The 23,859-nt window shown below is 65.9% G+C and carries 24 protein-coding genes; 15 read left to right on the top strand and 9 right to left on the bottom strand.

The annotated features are described in order from the left end of the window. Window positions 1–4: 4 nt before the first annotated feature. The 7 genes from VGV37_RS14380 (at window position 5) to VGV37_RS14350 (ending at window position 4,048) form a co-directional block, all read left to right on the top strand. The gene (locus VGV37_RS14380; protein ID WP_326880387.1) at window positions 5–334 is read left to right on the top strand and encodes an accessory factor UbiK family protein; all 330 of its coding nucleotides are present in this window, start codon (window positions 5–7) and stop codon (window positions 332–334) included. 158 nt (window positions 335–492) lie between these two features. After that, window positions 493–996 (top strand): YbjN domain-containing protein, encoded by a 504-nt coding sequence (locus tag VGV37_RS14375; RefSeq protein ID WP_326880386.1) that lies wholly within the window; start codon window positions 493–495, stop codon window positions 994–996. 8 nt (window positions 997–1,004) lie between these two features. Then, window positions 1,005–1,826: a pyrroline-5-carboxylate reductase gene (gene proC / locus VGV37_RS14370; protein ID WP_326880385.1), complete on the top strand. Its 822-nt coding sequence runs from the start codon at window positions 1,005–1,007 to the stop codon at window positions 1,824–1,826. Next, on the top strand, window positions 1,823–2,299 hold the full coding sequence (locus VGV37_RS14365; RefSeq protein ID WP_326880384.1) for a YbaK/EbsC family protein: 477 nt from the start codon (window positions 1,823–1,825) through the stop codon (window positions 2,297–2,299). Before proC ends, VGV37_RS14365 begins: the two co-directional genes overlap by 4 nt. Window positions 2,300–2,389: 90 nt before the next feature. Then, window positions 2,390–3,022 carry a TetR family transcriptional regulator gene (locus VGV37_RS14360; RefSeq protein WP_326880383.1) on the top strand — a complete coding sequence of 211 codons (633 nt, stop codon included), beginning with the start codon at window positions 2,390–2,392 and terminating at the stop codon, window positions 3,020–3,022. A gap of 143 nt (window positions 3,023–3,165) precedes the next feature. Next, a complete protein-coding gene (locus VGV37_RS14355) occupies window positions 3,166–3,597 on the top strand; it encodes a phasin family protein (RefSeq protein WP_326880382.1) in 432 nt (143 codons plus the stop codon). A gap of 115 nt (window positions 3,598–3,712) precedes the next feature. After that, the gene (locus VGV37_RS14350) at window positions 3,713–4,048 is read left to right on the top strand and encodes a tRNA-binding protein (protein ID WP_326880381.1); all 336 of its coding nucleotides are present in this window, start codon (window positions 3,713–3,715) and stop codon (window positions 4,046–4,048) included. Here the strand turns inward: VGV37_RS14350 and VGV37_RS14345 are convergent, their stop codons facing one another. The 3 genes from VGV37_RS14345 to VGV37_RS14335 are packed head-to-tail and all read right to left on the bottom strand — an operon-like array spanning window position 4,049 to window position 6,619. Continuing rightward, window positions 4,049–5,362: an ATP-binding protein gene (locus VGV37_RS14345; protein WP_326880379.1), complete on the bottom strand. Its 1,314-nt coding sequence runs from the start codon at window positions 5,360–5,362 to the stop codon at window positions 4,049–4,051. It abuts the gene before it with no gap. A 34-nt stretch (window positions 5,363–5,396) separates the two neighbouring features. Continuing rightward, a complete protein-coding gene (locus VGV37_RS14340) occupies window positions 5,397–6,116 on the bottom strand; it encodes a response regulator transcription factor (protein ID WP_326880378.1) in 720 nt (239 codons plus the stop codon). Then, window positions 6,113–6,619, bottom strand: a complete 507-nt coding sequence (locus tag VGV37_RS14335; RefSeq protein WP_326880377.1) for a MarR family winged helix-turn-helix transcriptional regulator — start codon at window positions 6,617–6,619, stop codon at window positions 6,113–6,115. Before VGV37_RS14335 ends, VGV37_RS14340 begins: the two co-directional genes overlap by 4 nt. A 75-nt stretch (window positions 6,620–6,694) precedes the next feature. On the opposite strand from VGV37_RS14335, the gene VGV37_RS14330 reads away from it, so the two are divergent. From VGV37_RS14330 to VGV37_RS14320, 3 genes are all read left to right on the top strand, one after another. Then, entirely contained in the window at window positions 6,695–7,981 is a 1,287-nt protein-coding gene (locus VGV37_RS14330) for a TIGR03862 family flavoprotein (protein ID WP_326880376.1), read from the top strand. Between the two features lie 100 nt (window positions 7,982–8,081). After that, window positions 8,082–8,531 (top strand): response regulator, encoded by a 450-nt coding sequence (locus VGV37_RS14325; RefSeq protein ID WP_326880375.1) that lies wholly within the window; start codon window positions 8,082–8,084, stop codon window positions 8,529–8,531. 35 nt (window positions 8,532–8,566) lie between these two features. Beyond that, window positions 8,567–10,135: a peptide ABC transporter substrate-binding protein gene (locus tag VGV37_RS14320; RefSeq protein WP_326880374.1), complete on the top strand. Its 1,569-nt coding sequence runs from the start codon at window positions 8,567–8,569 to the stop codon at window positions 10,133–10,135. Window positions 10,136–10,218: 83 nt separating this feature from the next. Here VGV37_RS14320 and VGV37_RS14315 read toward each other — a convergent pair whose 3' ends face one another. The 5 genes from VGV37_RS14315 to VGV37_RS14295 form a co-directional block, all read right to left on the bottom strand. After that, on the bottom strand, window positions 10,219–11,469 hold the full coding sequence (locus VGV37_RS14315; RefSeq protein ID WP_326880373.1) for a tetratricopeptide repeat protein: 1,251 nt from the start codon (window positions 11,467–11,469) through the stop codon (window positions 10,219–10,221). A gap of 94 nt (window positions 11,470–11,563) precedes the next feature. Next, window positions 11,564–11,998 carry a biopolymer transporter ExbD gene (locus VGV37_RS14310; protein ID WP_326880372.1) on the bottom strand — a complete coding sequence of 145 codons (435 nt, stop codon included), beginning with the start codon at window positions 11,996–11,998 and terminating at the stop codon, window positions 11,564–11,566. 74 nt (window positions 11,999–12,072) lie between these two features. Beyond that, a complete protein-coding gene (locus VGV37_RS14305; protein WP_326880371.1) occupies window positions 12,073–12,507 on the bottom strand; it encodes a biopolymer transporter ExbD in 435 nt (144 codons plus the stop codon). 2 nt (window positions 12,508–12,509) lie between these two features. Next, complete coding sequence (locus tag VGV37_RS14300) at window positions 12,510–13,478, bottom strand: MotA/TolQ/ExbB proton channel family protein (RefSeq protein ID WP_326880370.1); 969 nt, start codon at window positions 13,476–13,478, stop codon at window positions 12,510–12,512. 90 nt (window positions 13,479–13,568) lie between these two features. Next, window positions 13,569–14,207: an energy transducer TonB gene (locus VGV37_RS14295; protein WP_326880369.1), complete on the bottom strand. Its 639-nt coding sequence runs from the start codon at window positions 14,205–14,207 to the stop codon at window positions 13,569–13,571. A 1,154-nt stretch (window positions 14,208–15,361) separates the two neighbouring features. Between VGV37_RS14295 and VGV37_RS14290 the strand changes: the two genes are divergently transcribed. The 5 genes from VGV37_RS14290 to VGV37_RS14270 all read left to right on the top strand — a co-directional run bounded on the left by VGV37_RS14290 (window position 15,362) and on the right by VGV37_RS14270 (window position 22,480). Further along, window positions 15,362–18,232 (top strand): TonB-dependent receptor domain-containing protein, encoded by a 2,871-nt coding sequence (locus tag VGV37_RS14290; protein ID WP_326880368.1) that lies wholly within the window; start codon window positions 15,362–15,364, stop codon window positions 18,230–18,232. A gap of 437 nt (window positions 18,233–18,669) precedes the next feature. Next, window positions 18,670–19,590 carry an oligopeptide ABC transporter permease OppB gene (gene oppB, locus VGV37_RS14285; RefSeq protein WP_326880367.1) on the top strand — a complete coding sequence of 307 codons (921 nt, stop codon included), beginning with the start codon at window positions 18,670–18,672 and terminating at the stop codon, window positions 19,588–19,590. Beyond that, window positions 19,583–20,485: an ABC transporter permease gene (locus VGV37_RS14280; protein WP_326880366.1), complete on the top strand. Its 903-nt coding sequence runs from the start codon at window positions 19,583–19,585 to the stop codon at window positions 20,483–20,485. The genes oppB and VGV37_RS14280 overlap by 8 nt, the downstream gene beginning before the upstream one ends. Before the next feature lies 1 nt (window position 20,486). Further along, window positions 20,487–21,497: an ABC transporter ATP-binding protein gene (locus VGV37_RS14275; protein ID WP_326880365.1), complete on the top strand. Its 1,011-nt coding sequence runs from the start codon at window positions 20,487–20,489 to the stop codon at window positions 21,495–21,497. After that, window positions 21,494–22,480 carry a dipeptide ABC transporter ATP-binding protein gene (locus VGV37_RS14270; RefSeq protein WP_326880364.1) on the top strand — a complete coding sequence of 329 codons (987 nt, stop codon included), beginning with the start codon at window positions 21,494–21,496 and terminating at the stop codon, window positions 22,478–22,480. The genes VGV37_RS14275 and VGV37_RS14270 overlap by 4 nt, the downstream gene beginning before the upstream one ends. A gap of 142 nt (window positions 22,481–22,622) precedes the next feature. On the opposite strand, the gene pspF is transcribed toward VGV37_RS14270, so the two are convergent. Next, window positions 22,623–23,669, bottom strand: a complete 1,047-nt coding sequence (gene pspF / locus VGV37_RS14265; RefSeq protein WP_414637997.1) for a phage shock protein operon transcriptional activator — start codon at window positions 23,667–23,669, stop codon at window positions 22,623–22,625. Window positions 23,670–23,859 lie beyond the last annotated feature (190 nt).

Raw genomic sequence — 23,859 nt, 5'->3', positions numbered from 1 at the left:
CACCATGCAAACCGACAATCGCCTGCTCGACGATCTTTCGCGGGTCGCGACCGGCGCCTTCTCCGCGCTGACCGGCGTGCGCGAGGAAATCGAGACCCGGATGCGCGAACAGTTTGAAAAAGTCCTTGGGCGCATGGACGTGGTTTCGCGCGAAGAATTCGACGCGGTCCAGACGATGGCCGCCCGGGCCCGGGCCGAGCAGGAAGCGCTCGCCGTCCGGCTCGCGGCCCTGGAGTCGCGGTTGGCCGAGCTGACCGGCGCCGCGGCGCTGGCCGTGCCGACCGTGGTGAAAGCGCCGTCGACTCGCACGAAGAAGGTGTCCGACGCGTCGTAAGCCCAAGCGGCCGGGCGCGGCGCTTGCACACCCCGTGAGCCTTTGGCACCCTACCGTATGTTGGGGTTGGCTCCCGGATCGATACATTATCTCGGGATCGAAGCCGACGCGGACCCTGCGGATGCTTCGGCCCCACGCTCCCCTGAAGGAGGGCAGCCATGACCGCGCTTTCCACTGAAACCGAAATTGTCGCAACCAATCCGATCGACCTGGTCGAAGAGATCGTGCTGGCCAACGAATGGCCGCATGACCGCTCGAGCGACGAGGAGATGGTGGTCGAGATCTCCGGCCGCTGGTGTGACTATCGCCTGCTGTTCGTGTGGCAGGAGGAAATCAGCGCGCTGCATTTCTCCTGCAGCTTCGACATGAAGGTGCCGAAGGCGCGCAAGCTGCCGGTCTACGAGCTGTTGGCGGTCGTGAACGAGAAGATGTGGCTCGGACATTTCGACGTCTGCTCCGATACCAGCCTGCCGATGTTCCGCCATGCCGTGCTGCTGCGCGGTGCCATGGGCGCCTCGGTCGAGCAGATCGAGGATCTGGTCGACATGGCGCTGACCGAGTGCGAGCGGTTCTATCCGGCCTTCCAGTTCGTGATCTGGGGCGGCAAGACGGCCGATGAAGCCGTCATCTCCGCCATGATCGAACCCGTGGGCGAGGCCTGAACCGTTTCATGACGACAAACAATACGGAAGTCCTGCTCATCGGCTGCGGCAAGATGGGCGGAGCGTTGCTGGCGGGCTGGCTGAAGGGTGGGGCGATCGCGCGTGCCGTGGCCGTCGATCCCGGCCCAGGCCCGGATGCCTTCGCCGGCGACAGCAGGGTGCTCGCGGTCAAGTCGGGTCTCGACCTGCCGGCGGGTTTCGCGCCCGATGTGGTCGTCATCGCCGTCAAGCCGCAGATGATGGCAAACGCGGCGCCGGTCTATCGCGACATCGTCGGCCGGGGCGCGGTCGTGCTGTCGATCGCCGCGGGCAAGACCATCGAGCATTTCGAGACGCTGTACGGGGCGGCGACTCCAATCGTGCGCGCCATGCCCAACACGCCGGCCGCGATCGGTCGCGGCATCTCCGTCGCCGTGCCGAACGCCAGGGTCACCGCAGAGCAGCGTGCGCTGTGCGACCGGCTGCTGCAGGCCGGCGGCGATGTCGAATGGGTCGAAGACGAGCAGCTGATCGACGTCGTGACCGCCACCTCCGGCGGCGGACCCGCCTATGTCTTCCTGCTGATGGAAGCGATGGCGGCGGGCGGTGTCGCCGCCGGCTTGACGCCCGACCTCGCCATGAAACTCGCGCGCACGACCGTGGCGGGTGCCGGCGAGCTTGCCGTCCAGTCGCCTGGTGAATCCGCCGAGCAGTTGCGCAAGAACGTCACCAGCCCCAATGGCACGACCCAGGCGGCCCTGGGTGTGCTGATGGCCGAGGGCGGCGTGCCGGACCTGATGGTGCGGGCGATCGCGGCGGCGACCCGTCGGTCGCGGGAACTGGCCGATTGACCAGCCTCGCGCATCCCGGCATCGAGCGGGTCGCCGCCACGCTCGCCGCCGCCGGCCACCAAGGGCCGGTCCGGCTGCTGCCCGACGCCTGCCGGACCGCGGCGGAGGCCGCCGCCGCGATCGGCTGCGCAGTCGAGCAGATCGCCAAATCCATCATCTTCCGCCTGACGTCCGGCCAAGCCGTGCTGGTCGTGACCAGCGGCGGCAACCGGGTGGTCGAGCAGAATGTCGTCGCCGCGCTGGGGCAGCCGCTCGGCAAGGCCGATGCCGCCTTCGTGCGTGAGGTCACCGGCTTCGCCATCGGCGGGGTCGCGCCGGTCGGCCATCTGCAGCCGCCGGTCGTGTTCATCGACCAGGACCTGCGGCGCTACGACGAGATCTGGGCGGCCGCCGGCCATCCCCATGCGGTGTTCCCGCTCGGCTTCGACGACCTGGTGAGGCTGACCGGCGGCACCGTCATCGCCGTGTGCTGATCGGGTTTCCGGTCGCACAGGGCTGGCCACCGGGCCCAAGGGTCGCCATATGATGTGATCATTGCATCGGCGTAGGAGAGCATCCGGATCATGGCGCGGAAGATCAGCGGCTCGAAGACCAGTTCCCAAAAACCCGTCGCCGACCTGGAAGGCGCGGTCGTCGATGCCGCCCTGACACTCGCGGCCGACCGTTCCTGGAGCGGGCTGGCCCTGGCCGATATCGCCGCCGCGGCCGAGGTCAGCCTGGCCGATCTCTACGGCGTCTTCCCTTCGAAAGGGGCGATCCTGAAGAGTTTCGCCCGCCGCGTCGATGCGGCGATGGTGGCATTGCCGGGCGAGGCGGATGCGACGCCGCACGATCGCCTGTTCGAGGTGCTGATGCACCGGTTCGATCTTCTGGCCCGGTACAAGCCCGGTCTTCGGGGACTGGGTCGCGACGCCCGGCGCGGCCGGCTCGACGGCCTCGCGCTGGCATGCCACCTGCCGCGCTCGCTCGGCTGGATGCTGGAGGCCGCGGGCATTTCCGCGAGCGGTCTCAAGGGTGCCGTGCGGGTCAAGCTGTTGGGGCTCGCGTACCTTGCCACGGTGCGCGTTTGGCTGGAGGATGACAGTGCCGACCTGGCACGCACCATGGCGTCGCTCGATCGCGCATTGAAGCGGGCGGAACCGTTCATGCGTTTGCGCCGGCCGCCGGTGGCGCCAGGCGGCGAGGCCGTCGCCTAGTACCCCGGATTTGGATGTTCCAAGCGTTTTTGCTGCAGTGCAGCAAAAACGCTTGACGAGGCTCGCGCCTCGGTAGATGGTCCCACGCAACAGTTGCGGCAGTTCGTTCCGTCCAACCGAAACCCTGTGGAGGATATACGTCGATGGCCAAGCTTCCGAACCCGTTCGACACGGATGTCACCAAGCTGATGGCGGAATTCAAGCTGCCCGGCGTGGACATGGAAACCGTGCTCGCAACCCAGCGCAAGAACATCGAAGCGCTGACCAAGGCCAACCAGTTGGCGATCGAAGGTCTGCAGACCGTCGCCCGCCGCCAGGCCGAGATCCTCCGCGCCGGTTTCGAAGAAGCCTCGACCCTCGCGCGCGAGCTGTTCCAGAACCAGTCGCCGGAAGATCGCGTCACCAAGCAGACCGACGCCGCCAAGCAGGCGCTGGAAAAGGCGTTCGGCAATGCCCGCGAACTGGCCGAGATCGTCGGCAAGGCGCAGCAGGAGGCATTCGAGGTCATCAACAAGCGCGTGACCGAAGGCCTCGACGAAGTCCGCGACCTGGTGAAGAAGCACACCAAGAAATAGCGAGCGCCGCATCGCTTGCTCCGGGGCCGGTCCGCAGGGATCGGCCCTTTTTCTTTGCGCCGGGCGCGGTCATGCCTATGGTTCTCCGATGTAGATCGAAGGGACATAGCCGCCGATGACGATAAGTTTCGATGATTTCATGCAGGTCGACATCCGGGTCGGCACGATCGTTGCGGCCGAGCCCTATCCCGAAGCGCGCAGGCCCGCGATCAAGCTGACCGTCGATTTCGGTGCCGACATCGGCGTGAAACGATCGTCGGCCCAGATCACGGTGCATTACGCGGTCGAAAACCTGGTCGGTCGCCAGGTCGCGGCCGTGGTCAATTTTCCGCCCCGCCAGATCGGCAAGTTCATGTCCGAGGTGCTGGTGCTGGGTTTCCCCGATCCCGACGGCGCTGTGGTGCTGGTCGAACCGGACCTGCCGGTGCCGAACGGCGCGCGTCTGTTTTAGCTAGCGCGGCACGATCATGCGCGCGCGCAGGCCGCCCTGGGGCGAGGTCTCCAGCTTCAGGTCGCCGCCGTGGCTCAGCATGATGTCACGTGCGATCGTCAGCCCGAGACCGATGCCGCCGGTCGCCTGGTTGCGCGAGCTTTCCAGCCGATAGAACGGACGGAACACCGCCTCGCGCAGCGCCTCGGGAATGCCGGGGCCGTCATCGTCGATCATCATCTCGACCGCACTCGGCGTCGGCATGACGGTCAACCAGACGTGGCCACCATAGCGGCTGGCATTGCCGATCAGGTTCATGATGCAGCGCCGGAACGCATCGCGCCGGATCGGCACATGCAGTTCCTCCGGACCGATCAGGCTGATTTCCGTCCCGTCGCGCCGGGCGTTCGCCACCGCGTCGCGCAGGAACTCCATCAGGTCGACGACCGCCGGCTGCTCGTTGCCCTCGCCGCGGGCGAAGGCCAGATAACCTTCGATCATCTGCTGCATCTCGGCCACGTCGCCGCGCAGGCCATGGGCCTCCTCGACGTCGCCCAGCAGTTCCAGTTCCAGCTTCATGCGCGTGAGCGGCGTGCGCAGGTCGTGGGAGACGCCGGCCAGCATTTCGGTGCGCTGGCTGATCTGCCGCTGCAGCCGCTCGCGCATGACCAGGAAGGCGGCGGCGGCCTGGCGGACTTCGGTGGCGCCCTCCGGCTTGAAATTCGGCACGTCGCGGCCCTTGCCGAACGCCTCTGCCGCATTGGCAAGCCGGCGCAGCGAGCGCACCTGGTTGCGCAGAAAGCGGGTGGCGAGCGCGAAGGTGATCAGCGCGGTGCCGACCATCCACAGGATGAAGATGTAGGGCGCGCCGATCAGTACGCGCGAGCGGGGCACCGCGACGTCGAGCACGCCGTCCGGCAGCTGGATCGCGATGTCGATGATGTGCTGGTCGGCCTGGGATTTTTCGTCGATCTGGAACGGGCGGCCGACCCGCTCGGCGAGCGCGTTCGTCAGGTGCCGCTCGATCAGGCTGCCGGTCGGCGGCGGTGCCCGGTCGGGCAGTTGGGCGCCCGGCAGCAGTTCGAAGCTGAACTCGGTCGAACCATGGGCCAGCTCGAACAATTGCCCCTCGTTGCCGGAACCGGAGATCAGCGTGCGGGCGTCGATGGTGAGCGCGATGTCGCCGGCGGCGGCGCTTGCCAACCGCCGGACCACCGTGTCCCACAGCCGATCGTAGAACACCCAGGTCGCGACCGCCTGGACCAGGATCAGCGGCGTCACCAGGATCAGCACCGACCGGCCGAACAGGCTGCGCGGCAGAATGCGCTTGAACAAATTGGATCGTCGGGCCCTTGGCGCGCGGCCCGGCTCAGTCCGGTTTGAGGACATAGCCGGTGCCTCGGACGGTCTGCAGATAGCGAGGATATTTCTGGTCGCGCTCGATCTTGCGGCGCAGCCGGGTGATCTGCACGTCGACTGTCCGCTCGTTGCCGCTGAACTGGCTATAGGCCGACAGCGCTTCGCGCGAGACCGGTTCGCCCGCACGGTTGGCCAGCGCCATCAGCAGGGCCGCCTCGCCCGCCGTCAGATGGACCAGGGCGCCGTTGCGGGTCAATTCGCCACGTTTCAGGTCGAGCGCGCAATCGCCCAGGCGCAGGATGGCGACCGGCTCGACCGGGGCCGCCGGCGGCGGCACGCGGGCCAGGATGTTGCGCAAGCGCAGTACCAGTTCGCGTGGCTCGAACGGCTTCGGCAGGTAGTCGTCGGCGCCGCGCTCGAGCCCGTTGATCCGGTCGGACGGCTCCGACATGGCGGTCAGCATCAGCACCGGGACACGCGTCTCCTTGCGCAGATGGCTGAGCAACTCGAAACCGGTTTCGCCCGGCATCATGACGTCGAGGATCAGCAGGTCGAACTCGAGCGACTTCAGCTTCGCCCGGGCGTCGCGCGCATCGGACGCTTCGGTCACGAGGAAACCGTTCTTGACCAGATAGCGCTTCAGCACCGCGCGCAGGCGACTGTCGTCGTCGACGATCAGCAGGTGCGGAGCGACTTCCGGCGCCGGGGCATCATCGTCGACCGACGTCACCGGCGTGGACCCGTCTCGGCCGGCCGATCGAACCGGCGACGATCCTGCGGGGTGGCGACCAGGCCCAGCAATACCTTGCGAAACCCATCGACGGCGGCGGCACCGGCGTCGCGATAGGCGCGCGCCATGCGCGCCCGCTGCCGGTCGGACAGGCTCTTTTCCAGGGTCGTCCCGGCCGGGGTCAGGGTCAGCAGCCGCTGCCGTCGATCGTTCAGGCCGGGCCGCTGGCTGATCAGGCCGCGCTCGATCAGCAGGTCCAGGACGCGACCCAGGCTCTGTTTACTGAGAGCGGTCAGGTCTCCCAGCACCGAGACGGTGATGTGCGGCTGCCGCGCGATGAAATGCAGCGCCAGGTGATGGGGCCGACCGAGATCGTGCTCGGCCAGGATGGCATCGCATTCGGCGGCGAAGTCGCGGGTCGCGAAATACAGCAGCTCGACGCCCTGGCGCAGATCCTCCTCGCGGAGGAATAGCAGGGTCGCGGCGGGAGACGGATCGGGCATGGCGCGGATTATGGCGCCGTCTCGCCGGGGCGTATAGCCTTGGGCTTACACAAAAGGTTTCGGAATATTTCCCCCATGCCCGAGCATTCCGCCTCACCGCGCGACGACCACGCGGGCCCGCGTCCAGAGGGCATCGATCACGGTGACTTGGGGGTCACCGTGATCGGCGCCGGCCCGGCCGGACTGATGGCGGCGGAGAGCCTGGCGGGGCAGGGATATCCGATCGTGCTCTACGATGCCATGCCGTCGGTCGGCCGCAAGTTCCTGATGGCCGGGCGCGGGGGGCTCAACCTGACCCATGGCGAAGCGTTCGACCGGTTCCTCGGTCGCTACGGCGAGGCGGCCGACCGGCTGGCGCCGATGCTCAAAGCCTTCCCGCCAGACGCCTTGCGCGCCTGGGCGGGGGACCTGGGGATCGAGACCTTCGCCGGCTCCAGCGGCCGGGTCTTTCCAGTCGGGCTCAAGGCCTCGCCGCTGTTGCGCGCCTGGCTGGCACGGCTGGGCCGGTCCGGCGTCCGCCTGCATACGCGCCGCCGCTGGGACGGTTTCGACGGGGACGGCGCCCATCGTCTCATCGGCCCGGACGGCGCTGTTGCCCATGTTCGTGGGTCTGCGACCGTGCTGGCGCTGGGCGGCGCCAGCTGGGCGCGGCTGGGGTCGGACGGCGCCTGGGCGCGCCGGCTCGACGTGTCCCTGGCGCCCTTTCGTCCTGCCAATTGCGGCTTCACCATCGCGTGGCCGGACGGGTTCGCCGAGCGCTACGCCGGCACGCCGCTGAAGAACGTCGCGCTCGCGATCGGCGCGGTGCGGGTGCGCGGCGAGGCCGTGATCGCGGGGTATGGCATCGAGGGCGGCGCCGTCTACGCCCTGGGCGGCACCCCGCACGAGGCGCTGGCGGAGGCGGGAAGCGCGACCCTGCTGCTCGATTTCAAGCCTGATCTGACGTTGGCCGAGCTCGCGGCCCGACTGGGGCGGCCGCGGCGGGGCGCCAGCCTGTCGAACTTCCTGCGCAAGGCGGCGAACCTGCCGCCGATCGCGGCCGCTTTGCTGCGCGCGACCCGGCCGGACGTGATCGACGATGCACCCGGACGATGGGCCGAGGCCTTGAAGGCCCTGCCGCTGGTCGCGACCGGCGCCGCGCCGATCGATCGGGCCATCTCGACCGCCGGCGGGGTCCGGTGGGAAGCGCTCGATGGTGATCTGCAGCTACGCACCCGCCCGGGTGTTTTCCTGGCCGGCGAGATGCTGGACTGGGAAGCGCCGACCGGGGGCTATCTGCTGCAGGCCTGCTTTGCGACGGGGCGCTGGGCGGGCATCGGCGCCGCCCGCTTTCTGAAACAAATCGAACTAAAGGGTTTGTAAGTATTTGCGGGTATCAAATCCTCGAGCAAACTATTTGACGATCAGCAGCGATGAGCATGTTCTTGAACGGGATGGGCCGCCGAATGGCGCGGAGCATTTGATGATCGGCCGGGGCAAGACCGCGCTGATCGTCGATCCCACCGAAATGGTCCGCCAGATGATCCAGGCGGCGCTACGTGAGCTCAGATTCGAACGGGTCGTCTCGGTCGAGAGCGCCGAAGATGCCGAGCACGCGCTGGCGTCGACGACGATCGACCTCGCCTTGATCGACTGGCAGCTCGGTGCGCGATCGGGCTTCGACCTGGCCGCGGACATCCGGACCGGCCGCGTGCCGCCCCGCCGCGACCTGCCGATCGTCATTATGACGTGGAAAGCCGAGCCGCGGAGCGTCCTGGCCGCCCAGGGATTGAAGCTCAACGGCCTGCTGATCAAGCCGCTGTCCCGCGACGCGCTCGAAAAGAAGGTGACCGCCGCGTTGACGCCGTCGCCGCCACCGATCCCCATGCCGCCCAAGGCGGCCCCGAAGCGTTTTCTGGGACAGACCCTTTGAGCCGGTTGGGACGACGTATCCTCGCACATGGTCTGATGATCACGCTGTCGACGCTATGCTTGGCGGCGACGCACGAGGTGGCCGGTGCCGCGACGATCCTCAAGCGGGCCAGCCAGGTCGAGCCGGAAACGCTCGACCCGCATAAGTCTTCCGGCGGACCGGAACAGAATATCGAGATGGATCTGTTCGAAGGCCTGACGACCTATGATGCCGGCGCCCGCCCGGTTCCGGGTGTGGCGGACCGGTGGGAAACCTCGGCGGATGGCCTGGTCTGGACTTTCCATCTGAGGCCGGACGCGAGATGGTCCGACGGCACGCCGGTGACGGCCGACGATTTCGTCGCCGCCTTTCAACGCCTCGTCGCCCCGGCCACCGCGTCGCCATCCGCGCAGATGTTCGACGTGCTGGAGAACGCCACGCGCATCATCGCCGGCGCGGAGAAGAATTTGGCGGCGCTGGGCGCCGCGGCGATCGATCCGACGATGCTGCGCCTTACCCTGGAACATCCGATGCCGCTGTTGCCGAACCTGCTGGCGACGGCGGCGGCGGCACCGATCAATCGCGCCGCCCTGGCGAAATTCGCCGACCAGTGGAGCCGCCCAGGCAACCTCGTTTCGAACGGTGCCTATGTGCTCACGTCCTGGGCACCGCAATCCGAGCTCGTGCTCAAGCGGAACGCGGCCTATCGCGAGGCCGCCGGGGTCGCGTTCGACGAAATCCACTGGGTCGTGGTCGAGGACGACCAGACCGCGCTGAAGCGCTATCGCGCCGGCGAGCTGGACATTTCCCGGGTGCCGGCGGGCGAGCTGGACTGGGCGAAGCGGACGATCCCCAACCACCTCCACCTGGCGCCACAACTGGCCGTCGTCTATCTGGCGATCAACATGCGCATGGAGCCGCTGGCGTCGAACCTGAAATTGCGCACGGCGCTGTCGATGGCGATCGATCGCCGGGTGCTGAGCGACAAGGTCGAGCCGGCCGGCGAGATCGCTGCCTATGGTTTCATCACCGGCGGGGTCGAAGGCTACGAACCCCAGACGCTCAGCTACAAGGAGATGAACGAGGCGGACCGGCTGGCTGCCGCCCGCAAGCTCTATGAGGAATCGGGTGCCGGCAAGGGCGGGCCGCTCAAGCTGTCGATCGTGTATCAGACCGATCGCGACAAGAAACGCATCCTGCTGGCGATCGCCGCCATGTGGAAGGATTGCTGCGGCATCGAGCTGACTCTGGTCAATCGGGAATGGCAGGTCTATCTGGCCAACCTGCGCGAACGGGATTTCCAGATCGCGTACGACCAGATCAACGGTTCCTATGCGGATGCCTACGATCTCCTGTCGGGCTATCGCACGGCGGCGGGCGAGCTCAACGACGCGGGCTATGCCAACCCGACCTTCGACGTGTTGCTCGAGAAGGCGTCGGGGACGGTCGATGCCGTGCAGCGGGCGAAGCTCCTCGGCCGGGCCGAGCAGGTGCTGATCGACGATGCGGCGGTATTGCCGCTGAATTTTCCGGTCTACCGGGCGATCGTGTCGCCCCGGCTGCGGGGCTGGGAGGAGAACGTCCTGAACTTCCACCCCTCGCGCTTCCTGTCGTTCGCCCCCTGAAGCCCGCGACGCCCCCCAATGGAAAAGGCCGGCAACCCCGAGGGCTGCCGGCCTTTTTTTCATGCGACGAGAAGAGGGTGGGCTCAGACCTTGCCGATCTGCAGGATCCACAGGCGGGCAAGGTCGGCCGTGCCATCCGTGCCGCCGACCGTCTTCAGCATCTGGACGGCCTTGGCCTTCTGGCCGGCGGCCAGGTAGGCAAGGCCCAGGTGCAGCTTGGCGTCCTCGGGATGCTTCAGCGCATCCTTGCGGATACCCGCTTCCATGGCCGGGATGCCCTTGTCGAACTGGCCGTAGCTGACGTATTTCGCGCCGAGGTCGAGCTGCGCCTGGCCGTCCTTCGCCGCTGCGGCATCGGCATCGGCCTTGCCCGCTGTCTGCTGGTCTTCGGCGATGGTCCGGGTCACGAGATCCTTCAGGCGCTGCTGACGAGCGGCCTCGGCACCGGTTCCCAGCACGCCCGCGGCATAACCCTTGTCGACGACTGCCTTGGCTTCGCCGGTCAATCCCGCCTGCAGCGAGATCTGCGCCATGTCCATGTATTGCGCCGAGGTCGCGAGCGTACCGACGGCCAGCTGCAGCCGATCGAGATCGAGCGTCAGACGGTCGGAGAAGCCCGGCTTGACCTGCAGGCCATGGATCAACTGCGCCCAATAGTCCTTCTTGGGATAGAGGGTCACCAGCTTTTCCATGGTGTTGGAGAAGCCGACGTTGTCCTTCGTCTGGGTCTGGCAGGCCTGAAGCAGCTGGAGCTGGTCCTCGGGCGGCTTCTGGCCGGCCTTCTCCTCGGCTTGGATCTGATCGGCCTGGGCCTTGCCGGCGCTGGCATAGTCGCCCGACAGGTAATAGGACTGGATCAGGAAGGTCCGCATCGCGGGGTCGGCGCCGCTTTCCTTGAAATAGCGGGTGAACCAGGTGATCGCCTTCGGATAATCCTTGGCCTGGTAGCTCATGCTGGCGACGGCCAGGACCAGCTTGGTCTGCTCGGCGCCGGTGACGCGGCCGGACGCCAATTGCGTCTCGTAGGACTTGGCGGCGGCGGCGGTGTCGCCGGACGCCTGGGCGATCGACCCGCGCACCTGTTCGATCACGAAGCTTTCGTACGCCGTCTTGCTCTTGGCGTTCTCGGCGTCGTGAAGCTGGGCGGTCGCTTCCGGCAGCTTGTGCTGCTTCACGAAATCCTGCGCCTTCTGCAGCGGTTTGCCGACTTCGGGGCGGAGCTTGTCCGCTTCCTGCGCCTGGGCGGCGGCGATGCCGAGCGGCGAGTGAGGCAGCATGGAAAGGCCGAGGCCGGCACCGACGAGACCGACGTACAGAAGGCGGAAACGCGTCATTGATGGGGATTCCGAATGGGGGCGGAAAAGAAGATTCCGAAAGATACGAAAAGTGAGGCTGCAATACAGCCTCGCTTTCAACAACGCCGCTTTTTTAGTTCGCGTCGATGAACTGTTCGTTACCGACGAGGGAGAGCTTCGTCAGGCCGAGGCGCTGGGCATCGGCCATGACGGCGGCGACGTACTTGTAGGTCACCAGCTTGTTCGGTCGCAGGTGCAGCTCCGGCTGAACCGGCTGGGCCGCCGCGGTCAGGATGCGCGCGTCCAGGCCCTGGCGATCGACCACCTCGTCGTTCCACAGGATCGTGCCGTCGAAATCGACGTCGACGGTGACGACTTCGGGCGGCGCCGGCGGCGGCGGCGGATTGCCGGCCGGCAGGTCGAGCTTCACCGCGTGCGTCTGGATCGGGATGGTGATGATCAGCATGATCAGCAACACGAGCATCACGTCGATCAGCGGCGTGGTGTTCATGTCCACCATCACCTCGGGATCGCCGCCCTCGCTGCCGGATCCGACATTCATACCCATGGGGTTCGTTCCTTAAATCTGGTCCGCAAATCTGGTCCGGAGGCCCGCCGGCGGTGCCGGCGGGCCGTTCGTCCTCAACCGCCGTGCGGTGGCGGTTCGGTGATGAAGCCGATCTTGAAGATGCCGGCCCGCTCGCAGCTCATGACGACCTTGCCGACGAATTCGTAGCGCGCGTTCGAGTCGCCTCGAATATGCACCTCGGGCTGCGGCACCTTGACCGCCACCACCTTCAGCCGCTCGACCAGCGCCGGAAAGTCGGCCACCGGCTGCTCGTTCCAGAACAGGTCCCCGTCCTTGTTGACCGACAGGTTGATGTTGTCCGGCTTGGTCTGCGTCGGGATGTTGGTTTCCTTCGGCAGCACCACCGGCACCGTATGGGTCACCACCGGGATCGTGATCAGGAAGATGATCAGCAGCACCAGCATGACGTCGACGAGCGGTGTCGTGTTGATCGACGACACCACCTCGTCCTCGCCGCCCCCGTCGGGCGAGCCGACGTTCATCGCCATGGTCAGGCGACCCGGGCGGCAGCGCCCTTGCCCGGGTTGCTGCCCGAGAGCAGCACCGAGTGGACGTCGGACGAGAAGTTGCGGACCAGCTCCATGCCCGACTTGTTGCGGCGCACGAGCCAGTTGTATCCCAGCACGGCCGGAACAGCGGTCGCGAGACCGATCGCCGTCATGATCAGCGCCTCACCGACGGGACCGGCGACCTTGTCGATCGAGGCCTGGCCGGCGATGCCGATCGCGGTCAGTGCGTGGTAGATGCCCCAGACCGTGCCGAACAGGCCCACGAACGGTGCCGTCGAGCCGACCGTCGCCAGGAAGGCCAGGCCGCCCTGCAGCCGGCTCTGGATCGCCTCGACTGCGCGCTGCATCGACATGGTGATCCAGGTATTGAGGTCGATCTGCTCGACCAGCGTGCCTTCGTGATGCTCGCTCGCCGAAACGCCGCTCTCGGCGATGTAGCGGAACGGGCTCGTCGGCTTCAGCCTGCCGACCGACTCCTGGATCGAGCCGGCCGTCCAGAAGCTCTTGTTCGCCTTCTTGCCGGCCGAGAACAGGCGCGACTGCTCCCACACCTTGATGATCATGATGTACCAGGTGCCGACCGACATGATGACCAGAATGACCAGCGTGCCGCGCGACACGAAATCGCCGCCCTTCCACAAGGCATCGAGGCCGTAGGGATTGTCGACCGCCTCGGTCGTCGGTGCCGGGCCGACCGGCGGGGCCGCCAGGGCCGGCGCGTCGGTCGGGGCTGCGGCAGGAGCGGCCGCCGGCGGGGCGCTCGCGTCGGCCGGAGCCGGCGTGGCCGGGGCCACCGGAGCGGCCGCTGCAGGAGGCGGTGCGGCCGGCGCGGTCGCCGCCGGAGCCGGGGCCGCCGGCGCCGTCTGGGCCAGCGCCACGGTCGAGGCGAGCGGGGCGGCGGCGAGGAGGAGGGCCATTGCGAGGGCCGTCAGGCTGTTGGTCTTGATCATGGTGTCTCCGGAAGGTCGGGTTCCGTCGTCTTCGCGGTGCGGAGGTCCCGAGTTGCCTTTATCTGTTGATCTGCCGTGTCGTTGCCGGCGCTACTTCAGCGTGAAGCCGATGCTGAACGTGTGATGCGGTTCCTTCACCGCGACCCCGTTCAAAATTCGCGGCTTGTAGTGTGCCGATTTCACGTACTCCAAAGCCGAGTCTGCAAAAGCCTGCCCTCCGGTGACGCTCGTCACGGTGCAATTGGAGGTCGAGCCGTCCGTATCGACGTCGCAAGTGACGTCAACATGGCCTTCGCGACCTTGATCCAGCATGCGGGCCGGATATTTGGGCGAGCCACCCGATATCGGCCGCGCGCTCACTTCGCTATCCGGTACCGACGGCGCCGTCACGCGGGCCACCGGCGGGGCTTGCGGTGCCGGCGGGGCGACCGTTGCGACCGTCGCCATGGGCGTCGGCGGCGGCGGCTGTGCGATCTGGATTTCCGGCGGCGGAATATACGGCGGCGGCGGCGCTGCCAGTTTCGGCGGCGGCGGCGGCGGCGGCACGTCCGGCGGCGGCGGCTTCACCTCCTGAATGATCTTCGTCTCGATCGGAGCTTTGATCACCTCGACGATGTTCGTGCCGAGGCCCGTCACCAGCGCGTAAATCAAGCCAACATGCAGGAGCACCACGACGACGAAGCCCATAAGCTGTCGGCCGGGACTCTTCTGCTGCTGCGTGAAATTCATCCCATTCTCCTCCTCCGCCCGCCCTCTCGCGGGAGAGTTTCGAGCGCAACGAATTTCGCCGTCGTTACCGCACGACGGACGAACGCGCAATCGTTTAAGCGAAACTATGCATTCCTTGGTCTAAACCCGGAAAATCCGTCAAATAGCGCGCCATGTTACTGGCTTCGCCGGATTTCCCCAGGGTTCGCCTTGGGTTGATTCCCGGTTTTCCCTGTCCGGCCGCATCCAAGAACGCTCCGTCCGCTCCCGTCAAGGGGCAGACAGTAAGGCGATCGATGCTGATCCGGCAGGGTGTTTCCACCGACATTCCAATGGCTTGGAGGGTCCGGCGGCCGGGATGGGTGGATCGTCCGCGACGGGTCCGGACAAAAGAGGACACGCGGTCGATAGCGGCAGCACCGCAATCGATCGGGAATCCGCTGTCTCGCCATCCCTGTGTCACGAACCGATATCCAAATCCCGGCGGCAGTATCGACCAGCCCAAAACATTGAACGTCATCCCAGACCGGAAACGCTCGTCGCCGGTTGCCGGGATGAATGCGGGGGTTTGGACCCGCCCCCATGAACTGCGACGCCATAACGTCGCTTTCTATTGAAGCAAACGCCATGCGTTACGGTCATGGTGTGGGTCCGTAAGACGCATTATGCCATCTTCATGACAAAAGTCGCCCAGTTTTCATGAGGAATCGCCATGATTTTGCGATTCGCCTCCTTTCTAAGCGCAAGCTTGCACATTATTGCGAATACTCGATCCTGAAATTACGGGTTATTTCCGATTCCGACGATTTTGGCGATTTGACGCCTGTCAAATGACGGGGCGTATTGTCTGAGGTTTTGGATTTCGGGTGCGGGTCCCGGGCGTGCGTGGCCGGATTTCGCGATTCTTTGTGACGGGCGATAGCGGCAGTCCATGCGCTGGCGCCATGGCGGCCCCGCATTTTTGTGGCGCCGCGGACACACCCTCCAACTACCTCCCCGCCGACCCGACCGCGCCTATTGTCACGAACGAAACTTTCCGGAAATCTTTGTAACAAGGGAGTTACAAGAATTCCCGTTCGCCTTGCGACCCTGCCGTGCGTTCTGCCGGCTCGGTCGCATTTCCCGCAAGGGAGGGGGTCACTTAAATGAGCATTGTATTGAGGGGGTCTGGGTCCTTGACACTTAAGAACCGACTTTCCGGAACGGTTGCCGTCCTGGCGCTGTTGCCGGTTTTCGCCGCGGTTCCGGCGCTCGCGCAGAGCGCGCCGCAAACTGAAACCATTGAGGTTACCGGCTCGCGCCTGAAGAACACCGATGCCGCGAGCGCCAATCCCATCACGGTCGTGTCGAGCGAGGATATCGCCAAGACCGCGGCCACGTCGCTCGAACAGATCCTGATGAAGCTGCCGGCCGTCGATTTCACCGGCGGCATCAGCGGCAACAGCTCCAACGGCGGTCTCGGCGCTTCGGAAGCCGGCCTGCGCAACCTGCAGCCACAGCGTACGCTGGTCCTGCTGAACGGTCAGCGTTTCCCGTTCACGGATACGCAGGGTTCGTCCGACGCCGTCGACCTGGACAATATCCCGGTCTCGATGATCGAACGCATCGAAGTGCTGCGTGACGGCGCCTCGTCGATCTACGGTGCCGACGCGATCGGCGGCGTGATCAACATCATCACCAAGCAGCATTTCAACGGCATCGAGGTCGGTGGCTCGGTCGGCGAGACGAGCTACGGCGACGGCCTGCGCCATTCGGTCTATTCGACCGCCGGCGCCGACTTCGACCGCGGCAACATCCTGATCAACGTCGGCACCGATCACACCGATCAGTTGCTGGGTGCGCAGCGCGCCTGGGCGATCAGCCAGCATCCGGAAGCGATCGAAAACGGCTATGGCAACGTCTCGAGCCGCGTCACCGGCGCGGTCGGTCAGATCGGCGGGACCAACTATTATTTCGGTAACAACGGCCTCAACAACCCGGTGCTGTCATCCGCGGCGGGCTCGCTCTGCACGCAGCAATTGCCCGGCGGCCCGTGCCAGGGCGGCGGTATCAGCCAGGGTGACATTTTCATCCCCGGCGTCGGTGTCCGGTTCAACACGCTGCCGAACGGTGGCCTGACCGCCGGCCTCGACCGGCAGCAGATGAATTTCACGACCCACTATGACGTGGCACCCAATGTCACGGTCGTGTTGGAAGGCTTCTATACCGACCGCCAGTCGGCCGAAACGCTGAACCCGGAACCGCTCGGCTACAACGTTCCGACGCCACAGTTCCCCAATATGTTCTCGGCCGCCAACTATCTCAACACTGCCGGCCAGGTCGTCGCCAACCCGTACAACCCGACGAACCTGCCCAACGCCGCGGCGCTCTTCGGCGCCGGCAACGTCAACACCGACGTGCCGATCCTGACCCGCCGGTTCGAGAATGGCCCGCGCCAGTATCGCGACGACGTCGAGACCTACCGGATTCGTGCCGGCCTGCAGGGTACCCTGATGGGCAAGTACGACTGGGAAGCCGGCTACATGTACGGCAAGTCGTCGGCCCGCTATGACGTCTATAACGAGACGAACTTCTACCATCTCAGCCAAGAGCTGGGCATGAACCCGTGCGGCAGCGCACCGGGCTGCTCCGTCGCCAACTTCTTCGGCTACAACACGCTGACGAAGGCGCAGGCGCAATACCTGTCCTTCACCAATACGGATACCAGCGAATATACCGAGCAGGTCGCCTACGGCCATATCGGCGGCCCGGTCTACCAGCTGCCGGCCGGCCCGCTGGGCGTGGTCGTCGGCTTCGAATATCGTCCGGACACCTTGTTCGACCATCCGGACTCGATCACCTCGCAGGGTGACGGCGCCGTCTTCGCCTTGCCGACCAGCGGCAGCTATGCCACCACGTCCGGCTATGTCGAAGTCAACGCCCCGCTGCTGTCGAACCTGCCGTTCGTCAAGATGCTGACCCTCGATGCGTCCGGCCGGTACGACTACAACACCACCTTCGGCCAGGCGACCACGTTCAAGGTCGGCCTCGATTACGCCATCACGGACGACTTCCGTCTGCGTGGCGGCCATTCGACCGGCTATCGTGCACCGCAGCTCCGCGAACTCTATGGCGGTGCGTCCCAGACCGAAGTCGGCGGCAACGATCCTTGCGCTCCTGGGGGCGCCTCCTTCGGCAATGCGGCGTGTCGGGCTGCGCTGCCTGCGGGCGTGACGCTCACGCAGGTCAACCAGGTCACACAGGCGACCGGCGGCAACCCGAGCCTGCATCCGGAAACCTCACAGGAATGGACCATCGGCGGCGTCGCGACACCGCATTGGATCCCCGGCCTGTCGGTCTCGACCGACTTCTACACCATCCTGGTCCGCAACGAGATCGGCAGTTACGATCCGAACCAGTTGCTTGCGGCGTGCTACGGCGGCGTACCGTACCTCGTTTCCCGACCGGTCGCTTGCCAATTGGCCGGCGGGCGGGTCCCCGGTACCGGCTCGCTCCTGCCGGTTAAGGCGATCAATGCCAACATCGGCGCGGAGAACACCGATGGCATCGATATCGCGCTCAACTACGGCATCGACACGGCCAAGCTGGGCCTGCCGGCCTGGGGTCACCTCGACTTCAACGGCCAGGTCAACTACCTGCTGAGCGACAACGTCTCGGCCGGTGGCACTACGGTGCAGCAGGCTGGCGCCTACGCTCTCGTGCCGAATAGCGACGGTGCCGAACCCCGCTTCAAGGCCCTGCTCGCGACTTCGTTCAAGCAGGACAACTGGTCGGTCAACTGGACGACCCGGTACTACGGCGGCGTGAAGGATACGCTCAACGGCCCGGGCGACTTCGAAGGCAACGAGGCGGCCGGCGTGTTCTATCACGACATCAGCGGCACTTATCAGTACAAGAACGTGAACCTGACGGTCGGCGTCGACAACCTGTTCGACAAGGATCCGCCGTTCCTGCTCCCGACGGGCCAGGGCAACAACGGTGCGGCTTCGGCGGGTTACGACTTCGTCGGCCGGTTCATCTACATGAAGGCCTCGGTCAAGTTCTAGGCCAAGGCCAGGATCCGGGATGCCGCTTCTTCTCTTGAGAAACGGCATCCCACGATCTGCTTCGAGCGGCACGGATTTCCGGATCCGTGCCGCTTCTTTTTGCCATCGGTCATGTATCGATCCGGTTGTTCACTGAGATTGCCTGCTCCCAGGCAAACCGAACCGTTCATTTCTTTTTGATGACCCGCGACGACCAAGCTTCTTGCTGCCGATGGTCAAGTCCTGGTAATGAGCCGGTTATGAATCACCCGAAGTCTTCAGGCTTTGGGCGATAGCTAGAACAAGAACCCATGTCCGATGCCCACGGGCCGGACGGCGTGCGCGTTTCCTCGATATCCTGTTAGGCTGGAGCCAGGCGCGGTCGGTTGTCGCGCGGTGCCGGGTCTTATGGTGATGGCTCGGGCCGCACGGGACGCGGGAGAGGGTCGAGCGACCTCATGCTGAGATATCTGTTACGGCGGCTTCTGGTGTCGATCCCGACCTTGTTCGCGATCATCGCCATTTCATTCTTCATGATCCGCATCGCCCCCGGCGGTCCGTTCGACGCGAACCGCAAGGCGACGCCGGAGGTGATGGCGAACCTCAACAAGGCCTATCACCTGGACGAGCCGCTGCCGGAGCAGTTCGGCCGCTATCTCTGGGGCGTGCTGCACCTGGATTTCGGGCCGTCCTTCAAGTACCGCGACTATACGGTGTCGGAGCTGATCTTCCGCGGCTTCCCGATCTCGCTGGAGATCGGCCTCTGGGCGATGCTGATCTCGGCGACGATCGGCATCTTTCTAGGCACGTTCGCGGCGCTGAAGCAGAACAGCGCCTGGGACTATACGGTCATGACCATCGGCATGACCGGCATCGCCATTCCGACCTTCGTCACCGCGCCGATCTACCAGCTGATCTTCGGCCTCGCGCTCGGCTGGCTGCCGGTCGCCGGCTGGGACGGCGGATGGCAGCACAAGGTGCTGCCGATCCTGGCGCTGTCGGTGCCGAACATCGCCGCCATCTCGCGGCTCACGCGCGGCAGCATGATCGAGTCGCTGCGCTCCAACCATGTGCGCACCGCGCGGGCCAAGGGCCTGGGCGTCCGGCTGACCGTGACGCGACATGCGCTGCTGGGCGGCCTGCTGCCGACGCTCGCCTATCTGGGGCCGGCAACCGCGGGCATCGTCACCGGCTCCGTCGTCATCGAGCGCGCCTTCGCCATCCCCGGCATCGGCCGCTATTTCGTCGAGGCGGCGTCGAACCGCGATTATACGCTGGTGATGGGCACCGTCATTTTCTACGGCGTGCTCATCATCATCGCCAATCTGATCGTCGATCTCATGTATTCGCTGGTCGACCCGAAGGTGCGCTATGAGTGAGGCCGCATTCGAACTCATCCACGAGACGGACCATGGCGCCACCGTCGCCGGCCGGTCCAAGCTCAAGGACGGCTTCGGCCGCATGCGCCGGAACAAGATGGCCATGGTCGGCCTCGTCGTGCTGGCGATCATCGTGCTGGCCTGCGCCTTCGGCCCGTTCGTCCTGCCGTTCGACCCGAACCAGTCGGATTTCGACAGCATCTCGATCCCGCCGGCCTTCGCGGGCGGTCACATCTTCGGCACCGACGATCTGGGCCGGGACCTGCTGGCCCGCGTGCTGGAAGGCGGCCGGACCTCGCTGCTGATCGGCGTGCTCGCGACCATCGTCGCGATCACCATCGGCATCAGCTACGGCTCCGTCGCCGGCTTCTTCGGCGGCGCCGTCGATACGGTCATGATGCGCATCGTCGACGTGCTCTACAGCCTGCCGTTCCTGTTCTTCGTCATCATGCTGACCATGGTGCTGGGCCGCGGCATCGAATCGATCCTGATCGCGATCGGCGCGCTCCTGTGGCTGACCATCGCGGTCATCGTGCGCGGGCAAACGCTCAGCCTGAAGCACAAGGAATTCATCGAGGCGGCGCGCGCCGGCGGCATGCGGCCATTCGCGATCGTGCGCCAGCACATCATCCCGAACACGATCGGCCCGGTCATCGTCTATGCCAGCCTGCTCGTGCCGGAGGTGATCCTGGGCGAAAGTTTCCTGTCGTACCTCGGTCTCGGCGTGCAGGAGCCGCAATCCAGCTGGGGCACCTTGATCGACGGCGGCGCCCAGGCGATGGACACCGCGCCCTGGCAATTGATCGTCCCCGGCCTATTCCTGGCCGCGACCCTGTTCAGCCTGAATTTCATCGCTGACGGGTTGCGCGACGCATTCGATCCGAAGGACCGCTGACATGGCGACGACGAAGACTGCCGTGCGGGCCGAGGCTGCGGTCCGCCCGGCCGGGACGATTCTCGAGGTGAAGGACCTCAAGGTCGAATTCCGCACCGACAGCGGCAAGGTCGCCGCCGTCAACGAGGTCAGCTTCGAGCTGAAGGCCGGCGAGATCGTCGGCATCGTCGGCGAATCCGGTTCAGGCAAGAGCCAGATCCTGATGAGCCTGATGGGCCTGCTCGCCAAGAACGGCGCGGCATCAGGCAGCGTGAAGCTGCGCGGCCAGGAAATCCTGGGCATGAAGGACGATCAACTCGACAAGCTGCGCGGCGCCTCCATGTCGATGATCTTCCAGGACCCGATGACCTCGCTCAACCCGTTCCTGCGCGTCTCGACCCAATTGACCGAGGTGCTGGTCAAGCATCGCGGAATGGGCAAGACCGAGGCGATGAAGCGGTCGATCGAGATGCTCGATGCCGTGTCGATTCCCGACGCCGCCAAGCGCATCCGGCTCTATCCGCACGAGTTCTCGGGCGGCATGCGCCAGCGCGTCATGATCTCGATGGCGCTGTTGTGCCAGCCGGCGATCCTGTTCGCCGACGAGCCGACCACCGCGCTCGACGTCACGGTCCAGGCGCAGATCCTCGACCTGATGAAGGACCTGGCGGCCGACCTCGGCACGACGGTCGTGCTGGTCACCCACGACCTGGGCGTCGTGGCCTCGCTGTGCGACCGGGTGATCGTGCTCTATGGCGGGCGCATCATGGAGAGCGGGCCGGCCGAGGCGCTGTTCGCCGATCCGAAGCACCCCTATACCCGTGGCCTGCTCGCCTCGACGCCCCGGCTCGACGAGCAGACCCATGGCGAGCTGCACACGATCCCCGGCCAGCCGCCGGCGGTCGCCAAGGCGGCGCTCGGTTGCCCGTTCGAGCCGCGCTGCACGCTGCGCGAGCCGCGGTGCAAGACCGTCCGCCCGATCATCCAAGACGACGGCTCGCGCACGGTCGCCTGCCATGTGGTGTCCCTATGACCGTCCAGCCGCTGTTGAAGATCGAGGACCTCAAGGTCCATTTCCCGATGAAGCGCCGCAGCCTGTTCGGCGGCGAGCGGCGCTGGGTCAAGGCGCTCGACGGCGTCAGCTTCGAGCTGGCGCCGGGCGAGACGCTCGGCATCGTCGGCGAGTCCGGTTGCGGCAAGTCGACCCTGTGCCGGGCCGTGCTGCGCCTGGTCGAGCCGACCGGCGGCCGCACCGTCTGGCTCGGCAAGGATTTCTCGGAGCTGGGCGGCGAGGAGCTGCGGCTCGAGCGCCGCAACATGCAGATCATCTTCCAGGATCCGCTGGCCTCGCTCGATCCGCGCATGACCGTGCGCCAGATCATCGAGCGGCCGCTGCTGAATTTCCCGAACCGGGAAAACGCCGAGGAGCGGCGGCGCCAGGTCGGCGATCTCATGGAGCTGGTCGGCCTCAACAAAGCCTGGATGGACCGCTATCCGCACGAATTCTCCGGCGGCCAGTGCCAGCGCATCGGCATCGCCCGCGCGCTGATCCTGAAGCCCAAGCTGCTGGTGTGCGACGAGCCGGTCTCGGCGCTGGACGTCTCGGTCCAGGCGCAGATCATCAACCTGTTGATGAAGCTGCAGCAGCAGCTAGGCCTCAGCTACCTGTTCATCTCCCATAACCTGAGCGTCGTCCGGCACATCAGCCACCGCGTCATGGTGCTGTATCTGGGCAAGGTCATGGAGATCGCCGAGCGTGACGATTTCTATCGCCGGCCGCTGCATCCTTACAGTCAGGCCCTGATCTCGGCCGTGCCGCTGCCCGACCCGAAACTGGAGCGGACCAAGCCGCGCATGCGCCTGCAGGGCGACCTGCCGTCGCCGCTCAATCCGCCGTCCGGCTGCCCGTTCCGCACCCGTTGCCCGCGCGCGACGGAGATCTGTGCCGCGGAAATGCCGGCGCTCCGCGATTTCGGCTCGGGCCATGTCGCCGCGTGCCATCACATCGAGGTGTAAGGGTTTCGCCATACCGTCATCCCCGGGCCCGACCCGGGGATCCACGCCTTTCCGCCGGATCGCTCACTGAGGATTTGGCGAATTGCCCGCCGCGTAGACCCCCCCGCGTCGAGTCCCGGGGGTGACGGTTTGGGGCGGATTGCTACCCTCCGATCAGCCCGTGCTTGCGCAGTTGCGCGCGGAGCTGGTGGTAGGTCATCTCCAGGTATTTCGCCGTGTTCTTCTGATGATGCGCATTCGCCTCCAGCGCGCGCTTCAACAACTCGCGCTCGTACAGTCGGATGTGTTCGCAGAAATCATAGGCGCCGGTCGGGATGATCGGCGCGGGGGGTGCAGCAGGCGTCTGCGCTGCAGCAGCGGCAACCGGCGCAATCGTCGTGGCCGCCGGCATCCCACCCGGGCGCCAGGGCGAGGCGAACGGGTCGAACACGATGCGGTCGATCGGTTCATCCAGGTCGGTCGCCCGATAGATCGCGCGCTCGATGACATTCTTCAGTTCGCGCACGTTGCCGGGCCACTCATATTCGGTCAGCTGGTCGATGGCGCGCTGGGTGAAGCCGGGAAAGACGTCGCGCTTCAGCTCCTTGGTCATTTCGAGCGCCATGTGCTCGGCCAGCAGCTCCAGGTCCTCCGGGCGATGACGCAAGGGCGGCAGGGTGACGACGTCGAACGCCAGGCGATCCAGCAGATCCGCGCGGAACTTGCCGGCCGCTGCCATGGCGGGCAGGTCGACGTTGGTCGCCGCCACCAGCCGCACGTCGACCCTGACCGTCTCGCTGCCGCCGACCCGCTCGAACGTGCCATATTCGACCACGCGCAGGATGGTCTCCTGCACGGTCATCGGCGCATTCGCGATCTCGTCCAGGAACAAAGTGCCGCGATGGGCCAGCTCGAACCGGCCGACCCGCCGTTTCTGCGCCCCGGTGAAGGATCCGGCCTCATGGCCGAACAGCTCGGCCTCGAGCAGGCTTTCCGAGAGTGCTGCGCAGTTCAGCTTGACGAACGGCTGGTTCCAGCGCGGCGACAGGTAGTGCAGGCGCGACGCCACAAGCTCCTTGCCGGTGCCGCGCTCGCCGATCACCAGCACCGGCTTGCCGAGCGGCGCCAGCAGCGAGATCGCCGACATGGTCGCAAGGAAGCTCGGGCTTCTGCCGAGCGGGCTCGGCAGCTCGGGAATGTCCATCGGCATCGGGGCAGGGGCTCCAGGCGGTAGCGAGATTCGCCAATTAATCGCCGATCACGCTACAGCGCGATGTACTCCTTCGCAAGCCGCCCGCGAAAGAAAGCGATTCCAACAGGTTGTGGGACAGATCCCTGTTGGCACAGGACGTGAAATATGGCTGAAGAGGGCGGTGCCGGTATGGTCGCCGCCGAGGTAT

The sequence above is a fragment of the Aliidongia sp. genome (genome assembly GCF_035943795.1).
In the GTDB taxonomy this organism is placed as follows: Bacteria; Pseudomonadota; Alphaproteobacteria; order ATCC43930; family CGMCC-115725; genus Aliidongia.
The sequence above is the reverse complement of the archived record's forward strand: the minus strand, read 5'-3'. Positions and strand labels throughout refer to the sequence as shown.

Bases quoted from the DNA above. Each gene is read 5' to 3' on its own strand.
- VGV37_RS14380 (WP_326880387.1), top strand. From the start codon at position 5: ATGCAAACCGACAATCGCCTGCTCGACGATCTTTCGCGGGTCGCGACC.
- VGV37_RS14375 (WP_326880386.1), top strand. From the start codon at position 493: ATGACCGCGCTTTCCACTGAAACCGAAATTGTCGCAACCAATCCGATC.
- proC (WP_326880385.1), top strand. From the start codon at position 1,005: ATGACGACAAACAATACGGAAGTCCTGCTCATCGGCTGCGGCAAGATG.
- VGV37_RS14360 (WP_326880383.1), top strand. From the start codon at position 2,390: ATGGCGCGGAAGATCAGCGGCTCGAAGACCAGTTCCCAAAAACCCGTC.
- VGV37_RS14355 (WP_326880382.1), top strand. From the start codon at position 3,166: ATGGCCAAGCTTCCGAACCCGTTCGACACGGATGTCACCAAGCTGATG.
- VGV37_RS14350 (WP_326880381.1), top strand. From the start codon at position 3,713: ATGACGATAAGTTTCGATGATTTCATGCAGGTCGACATCCGGGTCGGC.
- VGV37_RS14335 (WP_326880377.1), bottom strand. From the start codon at position 6,619: ATGCCCGATCCGTCTCCCGCCGCGACCCTGCTATTCCTCCGCGAGGAG.
- VGV37_RS14330 (WP_326880376.1), top strand. From the start codon at position 6,695: ATGCCCGAGCATTCCGCCTCACCGCGCGACGACCACGCGGGCCCGCGT.
- VGV37_RS14325 (WP_326880375.1), top strand. From the start codon at position 8,082: ATGATCGGCCGGGGCAAGACCGCGCTGATCGTCGATCCCACCGAAATG.
- VGV37_RS14320 (WP_326880374.1), top strand. From the start codon at position 8,567: ATGATCACGCTGTCGACGCTATGCTTGGCGGCGACGCACGAGGTGGCC.
- VGV37_RS14315 (WP_326880373.1), bottom strand. From the start codon at position 11,469: ATGACGCGTTTCCGCCTTCTGTACGTCGGTCTCGTCGGTGCCGGCCTC.
- VGV37_RS14310 (WP_326880372.1), bottom strand. From the start codon at position 11,998: ATGGGTATGAATGTCGGATCCGGCAGCGAGGGCGGCGATCCCGAGGTG.
- VGV37_RS14305 (WP_326880371.1), bottom strand. From the start codon at position 12,507: ATGGCGATGAACGTCGGCTCGCCCGACGGGGGCGGCGAGGACGAGGTG.
- VGV37_RS14300 (WP_326880370.1), bottom strand. From the start codon at position 13,478: ATGATCAAGACCAACAGCCTGACGGCCCTCGCAATGGCCCTCCTCCTC.
- VGV37_RS14295 (WP_326880369.1), bottom strand. From the start codon at position 14,207: ATGAATTTCACGCAGCAGCAGAAGAGTCCCGGCCGACAGCTTATGGGC.
- oppB (WP_326880367.1), top strand. From the start codon at position 18,670: ATGCTGAGATATCTGTTACGGCGGCTTCTGGTGTCGATCCCGACCTTG.
- VGV37_RS14280 (WP_326880366.1), top strand. From the start codon at position 19,583: ATGAGTGAGGCCGCATTCGAACTCATCCACGAGACGGACCATGGCGCC.
- VGV37_RS14275 (WP_326880365.1), top strand. From the start codon at position 20,487: ATGGCGACGACGAAGACTGCCGTGCGGGCCGAGGCTGCGGTCCGCCCG.
- VGV37_RS14270 (WP_326880364.1), top strand. From the start codon at position 21,494: ATGACCGTCCAGCCGCTGTTGAAGATCGAGGACCTCAAGGTCCATTTC.
- pspF (WP_414637997.1), bottom strand. From the start codon at position 23,669: ATGCCGATGGACATTCCCGAGCTGCCGAGCCCGCTCGGCAGAAGCCCG.